At 58.9% G+C, this 12,550-nt stretch carries 13 protein-coding genes; 5 read left to right on the top strand and 8 right to left on the bottom strand.

Features of this window, described 5'->3' with window-relative positions:
* Positions 1 to 92: 92 nt before the first annotated feature.
* The 5 genes from JV201_RS12355 to JV201_RS12375 all read right to left on the bottom strand — a co-directional run bounded on the left by JV201_RS12355 (position 93) and on the right by JV201_RS12375 (position 5,049).
* Positions 93 to 1,487 carry an undecaprenyl-phosphate glucose phosphotransferase gene (locus tag JV201_RS12355; protein ID WP_023658758.1) on the bottom strand — a complete coding sequence of 465 codons (1,395 nt, stop codon included), beginning with the start codon at positions 1,485 to 1,487 and terminating at the stop codon, positions 93 to 95.
* Positions 1,488 to 1,707: 220 nt separating this feature from the next.
* Positions 1,708 to 2,397, bottom strand: a complete 690-nt coding sequence (locus JV201_RS12360; RefSeq protein ID WP_219406987.1) for a winged helix-turn-helix domain-containing protein — start codon at positions 2,395 to 2,397, stop codon at positions 1,708 to 1,710.
* Between the two features lie 32 nt (positions 2,398 to 2,429).
* The gene (locus tag JV201_RS12365) at positions 2,430 to 3,185 is read right to left on the bottom strand and encodes an EAL domain-containing protein (protein WP_219406988.1); all 756 of its coding nucleotides are present in this window, start codon (positions 3,183 to 3,185) and stop codon (positions 2,430 to 2,432) included.
* On the bottom strand, positions 3,178 to 3,906 hold the full coding sequence (locus tag JV201_RS12370; protein ID WP_003211381.1) for a winged helix-turn-helix domain-containing protein: 729 nt from the start codon (positions 3,904 to 3,906) through the stop codon (positions 3,178 to 3,180). Before JV201_RS12370 ends, JV201_RS12365 begins: the two co-directional genes overlap by 8 nt.
* Positions 3,907 to 4,197: 291 nt before the next feature.
* Entirely contained in the window at positions 4,198 to 5,049 is an 852-nt protein-coding gene (locus JV201_RS12375) for a helix-turn-helix domain-containing protein (RefSeq protein WP_008435424.1), read from the bottom strand.
* 109 nt (positions 5,050 to 5,158) lie between these two features.
* Here JV201_RS12375 and JV201_RS12380 point away from each other — a divergent pair, with 109 nt between their 5' ends.
* Entirely contained in the window at positions 5,159 to 5,569 is a 411-nt protein-coding gene (locus JV201_RS12380) for a hypothetical protein (protein ID WP_003211385.1), read from the top strand.
* Here the strand turns inward: JV201_RS12380 and JV201_RS12385 are convergent.
* Entirely contained in the window at positions 5,563 to 6,558 is a 996-nt protein-coding gene (locus JV201_RS12385; protein WP_087694229.1) for a LacI family DNA-binding transcriptional regulator, read from the bottom strand. The genes JV201_RS12380 and JV201_RS12385 overlap by 7 nt on opposite strands.
* Positions 6,559 to 6,725: 167 nt before the next feature.
* Here JV201_RS12385 and JV201_RS12390 point away from each other — a divergent pair, with 167 nt between their 5' ends.
* The 3 genes from JV201_RS12390 to JV201_RS12400 are packed head-to-tail and all read left to right on the top strand — an operon-like array spanning position 6,726 to position 10,180.
* Positions 6,726 to 7,856: a Gfo/Idh/MocA family protein gene (locus JV201_RS12390; RefSeq protein ID WP_219407158.1), complete on the top strand. Its 1,131-nt coding sequence runs from the start codon at positions 6,726 to 6,728 to the stop codon at positions 7,854 to 7,856.
* 14 nt (positions 7,857 to 7,870) lie between these two features.
* Positions 7,871 to 8,923: a sugar phosphate isomerase/epimerase gene (locus JV201_RS12395; protein ID WP_219407159.1), complete on the top strand. Its 1,053-nt coding sequence runs from the start codon at positions 7,871 to 7,873 to the stop codon at positions 8,921 to 8,923.
* A gap of 42 nt (positions 8,924 to 8,965) precedes the next feature.
* The gene (locus tag JV201_RS12400) at positions 8,966 to 10,180 is read left to right on the top strand and encodes a nucleoside permease (protein WP_219406989.1); all 1,215 of its coding nucleotides are present in this window, start codon (positions 8,966 to 8,968) and stop codon (positions 10,178 to 10,180) included.
* A gap of 165 nt (positions 10,181 to 10,345) precedes the next feature.
* Here the strand turns inward: JV201_RS12400 and JV201_RS12405 are convergent, their stop codons facing one another.
* Positions 10,346 to 10,804 (bottom strand): signal peptidase II, encoded by a 459-nt coding sequence (locus JV201_RS12405; RefSeq protein ID WP_219407160.1) that lies wholly within the window; start codon positions 10,802 to 10,804, stop codon positions 10,346 to 10,348.
* A gap of 209 nt (positions 10,805 to 11,013) precedes the next feature.
* Here JV201_RS12405 and glsB point away from each other — a divergent pair, with 209 nt between their 5' ends.
* The gene (gene glsB, locus JV201_RS12410) at positions 11,014 to 11,922 is read left to right on the top strand and encodes a glutaminase B (RefSeq protein ID WP_003211397.1); all 909 of its coding nucleotides are present in this window, start codon (positions 11,014 to 11,016) and stop codon (positions 11,920 to 11,922) included.
* A 115-nt stretch (positions 11,923 to 12,037) separates the two neighbouring features.
* Here glsB and JV201_RS12415 read toward each other — a convergent pair whose 3' ends face one another.
* On the bottom strand, positions 12,038 to 12,385 hold the full coding sequence (locus tag JV201_RS12415) for a DUF6124 family protein (RefSeq protein ID WP_219407161.1): 348 nt from the start codon (positions 12,383 to 12,385) through the stop codon (positions 12,038 to 12,040).
* Between the last annotated feature and the right edge of the window lie 165 nt (positions 12,386 to 12,550).

Genomic DNA, 12,550 nt, shown 5'->3' on the forward strand with positions numbered 1-12,550 from the left:
TCGTTGCGCCTTGCGGGGAGTGGTGGCGGGGAGGGCGCAAAGCGCGCCTGGTGCCCCGCGCCGCCGATGCAGCGGCACGGGGAAGGGCGGGGTCAGTAGATGTCTTTGGACAGCAGGGTAAACGGCGTCTTGAACAGGATCTTGATGTCCAGCCACAGCGACCAGTTGTTGATATAGCGCAGGTCGATATCGACGCGTTGCTGCATCTTCTCCAGGGTCTCGGTTTCACCCCGGCAGCCATTGACCTGCGCCAGGCCGGTGATGCCGGGCTTGATGCGATGCCGCGCCATGTACGCGCGAATCTTGCCCGAGTAGTAGTCATTGTGGGCGACGGCATGCGGGCGTGGGCCGACCAGTGCCATATGCCCTTGCAGCACGTTGAACAGCTGGGGCAGCTCGTCGATGGAGGTGCGGCGGATAAAGCGCCCTACGGGGGTAATGCGTGAGTCGTTGCGGCTCGCCTGGCGCACTTCGTGGTCGTCATGCACGCGCATCGAGCGGAACTTCCAGACCTTGATCACCTCGCCGTTCCAGCCGTGACGATCCTGCTTGAAAATTACCGGGCCGGGAGAGGTAAGTTTGATCAGCAGGGCGAACAGCAGCAGCAACGGGCTGAGCAGGATGATCGCCAACAGGGCCAGGCTCTTGTCCAGCAGCGACTTGCTCAGTGCGGCGGTCGGCCGGCTGGTCAGCGGGCTTTCATTGAGGAAGATCGCGGGCAATCCATCCACCTCGGCCACGCTGTGGTTGAGCAGCAGCATGTTGTTGAGGTCGGGCACCCAGATCACGTCCACGCTGATCTCCAGCAGGTTGAGGTACAGCGCCTCGATGTGGGTCGCTTCCTGGAGAGAGTGAGTGATGTACAGGCGGCGGATACCGTGCTGGCGGATCAGCGCGGGAAGATCGGGCAAGTCACCGAGGATCTGAGGCTGGGTGCCGGCCTGGGGGGAGGTGGTGCGGGGACCTACGAGACCCACCAGAGGGGAGCGTTTTTGCCTGGCGAGAGTATTGGCCAAGTCGGTTGCAAGTTTTCCCGTACCAATAATCAGCGATTTCTGGCGCTCATGTAGTTGCCGGTGGTAGTACCTGGATAGACTGTGAATGGGAATGTAGCAAAGGGCTAGTATTGGATAGCTGACAGCAGCCCAGAGTAGCAGGATCTCGATGGGAAACAGCGAACTGGCATTACAGGCTATGCCGACCGCGAACAATATGCCCAGGGTCAATAACCAGCCGGTGAATAATCGTCCCAGCCCAACAAAAAAGTCATCTTTTTTGCTATAGACGTCACATAACATGTAGGCCGGTATAGAGGCCAGTATTGTAATGGCTGCCAATATCCGGTAGTGGGATTCCAATTGCCCGGTCTTGAAAAGTACCAGTGAAAACAAAAGTACAACGACCACACTCAGGGCAATTGCCCACTGCCCCCAAAAGGTCAGGCCTTTGGGTGTAAGGTTACGATGCATTCTTCTGTTGTTAAGCATACTTCTGCTCCCTGTGGTATCCACTCACGTGCTGGCAGGTTAAAGCGAGGCGTGGTTTTAATGACTATCAAATGGCAGGCGCACGCGTAGGCGTGCGTATTGATAGTAATAAATGGCAGGGAGCAATGGCTGACGACTTATAACGCGGTCATGTTGTTATAAAATGGCAGATAGAAAGGCGTTCTAATAGGCAGGGTGAATTGTAATTTTTATGAAATAATTATTTTTCTGTGACGTTTGCGCGACTGCTCAGCGGGCTTTTTATTTTTTGTGTCAGGCAGTAGCCACGGTTACGCACCGCGCGGAACAGGCGTTCGCCATCATTCACGCGCTTGAACTTGTCCTGCAATCGGCTAAGGCACATTTCAAGCCCGCGATAGAGGTCGGGCTCACGTCCGATGTTGCGGATAAGTTCTTCCTTGCTGACCACACGTTCTTCATGGTTCAACATTTTCTTGATCAATGCCGACTCAATAGTGGTCAAGGAAATGCGTAGCCCACCTTTCACCAGCGCACGATCTTGCTGGGTAAGTAGCCAGACATCGGGGCCGCGTAATGCAGAGGATGAGTTAACTGTTTCCGCGGTGGTGTTATTCAGGTCCGGGTGTGTGACGTCTGATTTTAGAGCCGTGATGTTAGGTTTTTTTGACGCGTCGTAAAGTTGTCGGGTCAGCCGATTACTGGCTTCGTAAAGTCTTTTGGCGGCGACATAGTTACTGAGCCACAGATTGAAATTCTGCTCTTTGGTAACGGCGTAGGAACTGGTCGAAGCGTCCGATGTTTTTTCCACGGTTTCGATCAGCGGCCCGCTGTCGACGTCGTAATGTAAAAATGCCACATTTGGCGTGAAATCGTGCAGTGCGATTGACGGGTACGTCGATGTAAATGTGTGTTTCTTGAGAGAACTCATGGCATTCACCGATTCCAGGAAAGTACGGGGGTTCATAAACTATCAGCAGGGGAGAAGTAGGGGCCCTGAAAATAGTCAAAAGGCAAGCGTCTGGCGAGAAGTGCGCTGTCGGCGTGCTCGACGTTGTCGGCGATGAAGGAGACCCGGGTGGTGCTCATCAGCCCCAGCATCTGGTCGTAAAGCCGGTCGAACAGGCCCGAGCGGGTGTTCAGACTGAGCCTGAGGGCCGAGTCTGGAAAAGGCATTTTTATATAGTCATAAAGACTCAAGTCGATCAGCAGGTCGGTGTTTTTTGTATTTAATGTGTAATTGTTATAGGCAAGCTTCAGGTTGCTCTGGTCTTTCAGGCTATACAGTTGACGGATCATGCTCCGGCGTTCCAGCGGGCCCGGAAGGGTGTCCAGTGTGTTTTCAACGCTGACAATGAGTTGTTGTCTGTTTTTTTCCAGCGTGTGTGAAGTATCGATAATTTCCTTGAGCAGGTCCTCATTCATCAACAGCGATTGCTCAATTCGGAAAAACTTGTGGAGGCCCGGGCTTTTATCCGCGCGCAAACGTTTACTTGTGCGGGCAAATGAACTCGGCCTGGCATGTTGCAGGGCTTCGCTGTAGGCGTCTTTAAGTTGTTCGGAATAAAACGGGCAGGCGTCATCACGCGGGCTGTCGAGCTCAGGCTCGGCGTGGACGCGGATCTCACTGCCCCACAGCGTGCAACTTCGTTCAAGTATCGCTTGCCGCGAAAAGGTGAAGCAGGCTGACGCCTCACGTAATAAGGTTCCGCTATTCACGGTTCGACCGCTCCCTGACGGGGTGGATATGATTAACCGAAGCCAGCCCTCTGCTTAGTTTGTAGCCGTAACCGCGAATGCTCTGAATTATATTGCTTCCGTAATGTGATTTTATTTTGCCACGTAACCGGCTAATCGATTTTTCGAGGGCCCTTGAATCATAAAATCGGGGATTCAGCCCCATTACCACGGCGATTTCATCATGGCTGAGCAATCGATTATGAATGAGCGCTTCCAGTACTTTCATTTCGACAAAGGACACTTCGAGCTTTTTGCCACCCCCGTAGATGCACATGCGGTCCTGATCGAGTAGCAAATCAGTATTACTTAGCCAGTATGTCTCGCTGAGGAACGCGGCAAACAGGGCAAGTTTTTTCTCGGGCGAGCTCTCGACGACCTTTATGCAGTAATCGGCGCCTGCGAGATAATATTTGGTTTTGCTTAGTGTAGTGGCGAAGGTGACAACCAGGAAAATGGTGCTGCCAGGATTTTCCGATCTGGTTTTTTTAATGATGTCCAGCGTTTGGGTGCTGGCAGAGGGGGTGTCGATCTCTATGATGATGGCACGGTAATGTCCATGGCTTGCATAGGGACCGATTAGTTGGCCGTAGGAGCGTGTATCGACTTTTAGATTTTTCGGTACAGTACGAACTATAAGCTCGCTGAAGTCCTCGGATTTCGATGGGGTCCGTGCAATAGCGAGGACGTTGGAAAAATGCATCACGTTGCTCCCTTTTCCGGCATGCGAGGCCGTCAATTCAATCGCTGCAGGCGTTTAGATGTTAATCGAATTGAATACGCCAAAACGTGACAAATTTTAACATTCGGCACTTTATTTGCGGGGGGTAAGGCGGATTTCAGGCGGGTGTTGAGAGCGGGTTTGTGGACCGGAGTACTCATATGCTAGTGCAAATTTTTTAGTGTGCGATAAGTATTTTAGGCGGGTTGATTTTTTTTGGCTGGAATGATTTAAGCCTTCTAGTCCCTTAGCTCTAAAAATGCTTATACGTGACTATTTATAATAATCCAGCAAGGCGATAGCGGGCGTCGTGTGCTGGGGGATGCTCGCGCGGTCGGCCAGGTAGCGCGCCGGCGGTTGGCCGATGGCCTTGCGGAACATGGTGATAAAGCCGCTGGCGTTTTCATAGCCGAGGTCCAGTGCCACCGTCTGCACACTTTCGCCTTTCGCCAGGCGCTGCAGTGACAGGATCACATGCAGTTGCCTGCGCCAGCGGCCGAAACTCAGGCCGATCTCCTCCAGCAACAAGCGCGTCATGCTGCGTTCGCTCATGCCGATGCGTACGGCCCATTCGCCCAGGGTGGCCTTGTCGCTGGGGTTGGCCAGCAAACTGTCGGCCAGGCGCCGCAGCCGAGTGTCCCGGGGCATGGGCAGGTGCAGGGCCTCCACCGGTGCCAGTGCCAGTTCGTCCAGCAGCGTGGCCACCAACCGGCCCTGGGCGCCCTCGGTGTCGTACAGCGGTGGGAAGCTGACGGCCTTGCTGATCAATTCGTGTAACAACGGCGATACCGCCAGGGTGCAGCATTGCCGGGGCAGGGCGCCGGCGGCGTCGGGGTCGACCAACAGACAGTAGACATCCGCTGCCCCCGACCCGCGCGCGGCATGGGAAAGGCCGCCCGGAATCCACAACGCGCACTGGGGGGGCACGATCCAGATACCTTCTTCGATGACGCAATGAATCACCCCGCGCAACGTGTACATCAACTGGCCCTTGCGGTGCTGGTGCGGTGCGTGCTCCCAACTCGCAGAGGTGCTTGAAGCGCTCACTGCAACCACCGCACGGGGAATTGCATCGGCGAGGGCCGGGCGCAAGGGGTCACGGGTTTCGAGGCGGTGGTTGTACATGGCGGCGCGGCGTCTTGGCTGGAATGCGAAACATTCTGGCCATTCTGTGCAATGGCGTCCAGTGATGGCATGGCTATCATGAGAAACATTCTCGTTAAAGGAGCTTCCCATGCAACTCGACAGTTCAACATTCCCCGTGGTGAAAATCGTGTTTGACGCCCCCAGCGACACTCCCCCGCAAGATACCTTTGGCGCATTCGAGGCCTTGTTGCAGCGCGAGGAACCCTTCGTCCTGCTGCACGAGAAAGCCGTGGATGAAAGCACTCACGAGCATTCACACGAAGAACGCAAACAGGCCTCGATCTGGATGAAGAAGCACAAGGTGGCCCTGCGTACTTTCGTCAAAGGCATGATCCAGGTGGAGCCCAGCGCAGCCAAGCGCCTGGCGCTCAAGCCGTTTGCCGTGATGTTCGGCAAGGCGTGGGGCTACCCGTTGCTGGTGGTGGAATCCACGGATCAGGCCTGGGCATTGGCGCGGGACGTGCTGGATACCCAGGTGTCGGATGTGGCGCACTATTGAGTGTGGGGCGCTGCCGTGCTGCCGCGTACTGTGAGTTCGAACGGCACTACAACCTGACGCTCCGACAGCGGCGTTTTCTCGATCAGTGCGATGAGCATCTCGACCGCCTTGCGGCCGAAGATTTCGGCAGGCTGTGCAATGGTGGTCAGGGGCGGGTCGCAGTAGGCCGCGAAGGGGATGTCATCAAAGCCCACCAGGGAAATATCCTGGGGCACGCGCAGGCCCTGTTGCTTGATGCGCTTCAAGGCGCCGATGGCCATTTCGTCGTTCTCGCAGAACAGCGCAGTGGGCCGCTCGGGCAGGGCGAGCATGTTGCCTGCGCCCTCGAAACCGGCGTGCAGGGTGAAGTCGCCGTGGCAGATAAGCGCCGGGTCGCGGGGGATGCCCGCCGCGAGCAAGGCATCTTCATAACCAGCCACGCGGTCACGGGTCAGTGGGCTGCTTTTCGGGCCTTTGATCAAGCCGATGCGGCGGTGGCCGAGGTCGATCAAGTGCTGGGTCATGGCCCGGGCGGCGCCACGGTTGTCGAGGCTGATGGTGGGGTGGCGACCGTCCTGGATCACCTCGCAGGCGTTCACCAGTGGCGGTGAGTCGCTGCAGTCGCTGAATGGGTCCGAGGCCCGCAACTGAATCACACCGTCGGCCTGATGGGCGTGGACCAGTTCGGCGAACTGTTTTTCGATTTCTGCCTGGCCCCGGGTGTCGCACAACAGCAACCGATAACCCGATGCCTGCGCCGCTTGCTGTGCACCGCTGATGACCCGGGCGAAAAACGTGTTGGCAATCGCCGGCACCAGGATCACCAGGTTGCCGGTGCGCCGCGAACGGAATTGCACCGCCATGCGGTTCGGCCGGTAGCCGGTCTGTTCCACGGCGGCGTTGACCTTGTCGCGGGTCTCGGGCAACACGCGTTCAGGGCTGGCCAGGGTCCTGGACACGGTGGCCACCGAGACCCCGGCCAGGCGGGCGACTTCACGAATATTGGACAAGACCACCTCGTTATCAGAACAGCAGCCTGCAAGTTTACCGCAGTCGGGGTTTGACACCGCGAGCAACCAGGCCTAAATTTCCGGCACGATGTAACCGGTTACATCATGATCGGTAATTGCCCATAAAGAGAAGACTTGCGATGACGGTTGCTGTGCAAAAAATAAGAATGGGCTTTGTTGGCGGCGGCGAAGGCGCCTTCATCGGCCAGGCTCACCGCCAGGCGGCGGGGCTGGATGGGTGTTATGAACTGGTGTGCGGTGCCTTCAGCCGTGAGCCCGAGAACAACCGGAGCACCGGCAATGCGCTGGGCCTGCCCGCGTCCCGCTGTTACAGCGAATGGCAGCAGATGCTCGCCGCCGAACAGGCACTCCCGGCCGAGCAGCGCATGCAGCTGCTGGTGATCGTCACCCCCAATCATCTGCATGCACCGATTGCGACCCAGGCGCTGCAGGCGGGCTTCCACGTGTTCAGCGAGAAGCCGGCCGCGCTCAATCTTGCTGAAGTGCAGGCGCTGGCAGACGTTGTCAAAAACAGTTCCGGGCTTTATGGGCTGGCACACACCTACCTGGGTTACCCGATGGTGTGGCAGGCCCGCGACATGGTGCGCAATGGCGTGATCGGCGCGTTGCGCAAAGTGATCGTCGAGTACCCACAAGGCTGGCTCAGCCAGGACGTGGCCGGGCAGGGCAACAAACAGGCGGACTGGCGCAGCCGGCCCGAACTCTCGGGACTGGGCGGCTGCATCGGCGACATCGGCACCCACGCCTTTTCCCTGGCCGAGTTCATCGCCGACCAACCGATCGAACAGCTTTGCGCGAACCTGGGCATCCATGTACCCGGTCGGCAACTGGATGACGATGCCGCCATGCTGTTCAAGATGGCCTCCGGCGCCAGCGGCGTGCTGATCGCCAGCCAAGTGTGTGCCGGTGAAGAGAACCCGCTGAAGATCCGCCTCTATGGCGACAAGGGCGGCCTGGAATGGCGCCAGGAAGAACCCGCCAGTCTGATCCATCGTTCCCTCGACCAACCGCTGCACATCCTGCGTTCCGGCGTCGGCCAGCCCTGGCTGTGCGACGCGGCATTGCAGCGCATGCGCCTGCCCGCCGGGCATCCCGAGGGTTACCTGGAAGCCATGGCCAACCTCTACCGCGACTTCGCCAAGGCCATTCGCCAAGGCACCGAGGCCGTTGGCGTACCCGGCATCGAAGTCGGCGTGCGCGGCATGGCCTTTATCGAAGCCGTGATCGCCAACCATCACGGCGAGGCGAAGTGGACCACCTTGGCGAACCACCCATGAAGGAGACTACAGACATGCGCGGCCCAGGCATTTTTCTCGCCCAGTTCATCTCGGACGAAGCGCCTTTCGACACCCTGGCCAACATCGCCCAATGGGCGGCGTCCCAGGGCTACAAGGCGATCCAGTTGCCCGCACTCGGCACCCGCTACATTGACCTGGCCCGCGCTGCAGAAAGCCAGGCCTACTGCGATGAACTCAAGGCGACCTGCGCCCATGCCGGCGTCGAAATCAGCGAGCTATCGACCCACCTGCAGGGCCAACTTGTGGCCGTGCACCCGGCATTCGACACGCTGTTCGACGACTTCGCCCCGGCCCATCTGCGCGGCCAGCCCCAGGCACGGACCGAGTGGGCCATCGACCAATTGAAACTCGCCGCCCGCGCCAGCCAGCGCCTTGGCTTGACGGCCCACGCGACCTTCTCCGGCGCGCTGCTCTGGCCGTACATCTACCCCTGGCCACAACGCCCCAGCGGCCTGGTGGAGCAAGGCTTTGCCGAGTTGGCCAAGCGCTGGCTGCCGATTCTCGATTGCTTCGAGGCGGCCGGCGTCGACCTGTGCTACGAAATCCACCCCGGCGAAGACCTTCACGACGGCGCCTCTTTCGAGCGCTTCCTCGAAGCCGTCGACCACCATCCCCGGGCCAACATTCTCTACGACCCCAGCCACCTCCTGCTGCAGCAAATGGATTACCTGGGCTTCATCGACCGCTACCACGCGCGCATCCGCATGTTCCACGTCAAGGACGCCGAGTTTCGCCCCGACGCGCGCTCCGGCGTGTATGGCGGCTACCAAGGATGGGTCGACCGCCCTGGCCGTTTTCGCTCATTGGGCGATGGCCAGATCGACTTCAAATCGATCTTCAGCAAGCTCACCCAATACGACTTCAACGGTTGGGCCGTGCTGGAGTGGGAGTGCTGCCTGAAGGACGCGCAACAAGGCGCGGCAGAAGGGGCGGAGTTCATTCGCCAGCACATGATCCGCAAGACCAGCAAGGCATTCGATGACTTCGCCGGCGTGACATCCGACGAGCAATCCAACCGACGGCTGCTGGGCCTGCCCGACGCCTGAACAGCGCTTCTGCCCCAAAATAACAATAAAACGGTGACCACAATGAAAGCGCGACTGAGCGTCATGATGTTCCTGCAATTCTTCATCTGGGGCGGCTGGTTCGTCACCCTCGGCACCTTCCTCGCCAGCAACCTGGGGGCCAGCGGCGGGCAGATCGGCATGGCGTTTTCCACCCAGTCGTGGGGGGCGATCATCGCCCCGTTTATCATCGGCCTGATCGCCGACCGCTACTTCAACGCCGAGCGCATCCTGGCGGTGCTGCACCTGATCGGCGCGGTGCTGCTGTACCAGCTGTACCGCGCGCCGGACTTCGTCGGCTTTTATCCCTACGTGCTGGCATACATGGTCATCTACATGCCGACCCTGGCACTGGTGAACTCGGTGGCCTTCCGGCAAATGAGCGACCCGGCCCAGGAGTTTTCGCGCATCCGTGTGTGGGGCACCCTGGGCTGGATTGTTGCGGGGCTGGTGATCAGCTTTGTGTTCGCCTGGGATTCGCAGCAGTCGATCACCACGGGCGCGTTGCGCAACACCTTCCTGATGTCTGCCATCGCGTCAGTGATGCTGGGTTTCTACAGCTTCACCTTGCCGCGTACCGCGCCCTTGAAAGCCGAGGCGGGCAAGGGTGATATCAAGCAACTGCTCGGGCTGGATGCGCTGGGGTTGCTCAAGGATCGCAGCTACCTGGTGTTCTTCATCGCCTCGATCCTGATCTGCATTCCCCTGGCGTTCTACTACCAGAACGCCAACCCGTTTCTCGCGGAAATCGGCGTGACCAACCCCACGGCAAAAATGGCCATTGGGCAAGTGTCCGAGGTGCTGTTCATGCTGCTGTTGCCGCTGTTCATCCAGCGTTTTGGCATCAAGGTCGCGCTGTTGGTGGGCATGCTGGCGTGGGCGCTGCGCTATGCACTGTTCGCCTACGGCAATAATGGCGAGCTGGCCTTCATGCTGTTTACCGGGATTGCGCTGCATGGCATCTGCTATGACTTCTTCTTTGTCTCGGGGCAGATCTACACCGACGCGAAAGCGCCGGAGCGCTTCAGGAGTTCGGCGCAGGGGCTGATTACCCTGGCTACGTACGGTGTGGGCATGTTGATTGGGTTCTGGGTGGCAGGGCAGGTGACCGACCACTATGTGGCGGCGGGTAGCAGCCATGACTGGCGCAGCATCTGGCTGTTTCCGGCGGGTTTTGCGCTGGTGATCTTTTTTTGTTTTTCGCTGGCGTTTAAGGGGCGGGAGCGGGTGGCTGGCTGACTGAGTACGATGTCAGGCCAGCCAAAATCAAAGGTGGGAGCTGGCTTGCCTGCGATAGCATCGCCTCGGTGCAACTGATACATCGAGGTGTCTGCATCGCAGGCAAGCCAGCTCCCACACTGATTCTCTTTGCCTGTTTGAGCGTGTTGTTGGCTGGTGTGGAACTCAGGCTTTACCGGGGCTCTTGAACAGATCAAGAATCAGCAACAACGCACCCAGAGTGATCGCGATATCGGCGAGATTGAACACCCCCGTATGCAGCGGGCCGACATTCACCACCAGATAATCGACGACATGGCCGTCGCGAAAGACCCGGTCAATCAGGTTCCCGGCGCCGCCCAGGGCAATCAGGAAAAGTGGTGCGGCCTTGCGCAGGGAGTGGTTCCAGTTCGTCCAGGCCCAATAACCCGCCCAGCACACCACCGCGGCCACGCCGACGATAAAGATCAGTTGCTTGACCTGGGTTGGCAGGCTAGCGCCCAAGCTGAGGAACGCACCCGGGTTCAAGCTCAGATCCAAGGCCATGTTGACCGGGCTTGAACCGAACCGGAACGTTGTGGCTTGAAGCGAAAACAGCGCCAGCAGTTTGATCAACTGGTCCACGGCGATAAACGCAATGCCCATCAGCACCGCAAAGCTTCGTCCTCTCAAGGCGCCCTGTATCTTCAACGTTTCACTCCTTCATGTTTTTCGCCTGAGCCGGCGGCGGCCCGAAGATATAGCACGGCCTGCACAGCGTCCATCTTTGCACCGGCAGCCTGCCTGGCTCCGGCGTTTCAGGTATCCTCCGCGCCCCGCTCAATCACTATTTCCAAACCATGCCCGAACAAAACATGCAGGCCCTGTTGGAGTCGATCCTCGACGAAGTCCGCCCACTGATCGGCCTCGGCAAGGTCGCCGACTACATCCCCGCGCTCGCCGATGTGCCAGCGCAGCAACTGGGCATTGCCGTGTACGGCAATGACGGCTCGTCCTACTGCGCGGGCGATGCCCACACGTTGTTCTCCGTACAGAGCATCTCCAAGGTATTCAGCCTGGTGCAGGCCATCGACCATGGCGGCGAAAGCATCTGGGAACGCCTGGGCCACGAACCGTCGGGGCAGCCGTTCAACTCCATGGTGCAGTTGGAGTTTGAGCGTGGGCGGCCACGTAACCCGTTTATCAACGCCGGTGCACTGGTGATCTGCGACATCAACCAGTCGCGCTTTGCCGTGCCGATCCTGTCCATGCGCGATTTCGTGCGGCGGCTGTCGGGCAACCCGCAGATCCTGGTCAACAGTGTGGTGGCTGAGTCCGAAGCCCAGCACGGTGCGCGCAATGCGGCCATGGCGTACCTGATGAAGTCCTTCGGCAACTTCCACAATGACGTGGATGCAGTGCTGCACAGCTACTTCAACTACTGCGCGTTGCAGATGAGCTGCCTGGACCTGGCCAAGGCATTTTGCTTCCTGGCGAATGAGGGGGTGTGCACCCACAGCGGCGAGCAGATTCTGACGGCGCGCCAGACCAAGCAAGTGAACTCGATCATGGCCACCAGCGGGCTGTATGACGAGGCGGGGAATTTTGCGTATCGCGTCGGGTTGCCGGGAAAGAGCGGGGTAGGCGGCGGGATTCTCGCGGTGGTGCCGGGGCAGTTTACGGTGTGCGTGTGGTCGCCGGAGTTGAATGCGGCAGGCAATTCGCTGGCGGGGATGAAGGCGTTGGAGTTGTTGAGCGAGCGGATCGGATGGTCGGTTTTTTGAAGAGACTTGATCGCTCCCACGCTCTGCGTGGGAGCGCAGCCCTGGACGCTCCGCGTCTGCCTTTGTGACGCGGAGCGTCACCGTAGGCATTCCCACGCGGAGCGTGGGAACGAGCTCAGCGCGGGCTGGTTTGCGCGCATCGATCCAGCGCTTTGTCGACCAGCATCTGCACACCTTCCAGCATCCTGCAAATGCCCAGCGCCACGTTGCGCTGGGTACCATCGACTTCGAAGGCCAGGTGAGCGGCGATGACATTGATCGACGCCAGGTCTTGCGATGCATTGGCCAGCAAGGTTTCTGTGTCCAGGTCCTTACGCACGGTAAACAATCCATCGAACGGTAGCTCGGTGGGTTCAGGCGGTTGGGGTTGGGCGTCAGGTTTCAGATAGTGGTGAATGGCGCGGTAAGCGGCTTCTTGAAGCCGGTCGGTGTGCGGTGGGGGATTGGGGCTGTCTTTAATCATGGTGAAGCTCCTTTGTGAATGGAGCCACCACCGTTCGCGGTCAAACGAGGAGGGTGGCAGCTGTACGCGGGTTGACCGACCGGCCCAACGAACAAAACCGGCATACCCGAAGGTATCCCGCGCACAGCCGCCGCGACACGATACCTCAGGCATAAAAAAAACGCC

Source organism: Pseudomonas sp. Colony2 (assembly GCF_019382755.1).
Classification (GTDB): domain Bacteria; phylum Pseudomonadota; class Gammaproteobacteria; order Pseudomonadales; family Pseudomonadaceae; genus Aquipseudomonas.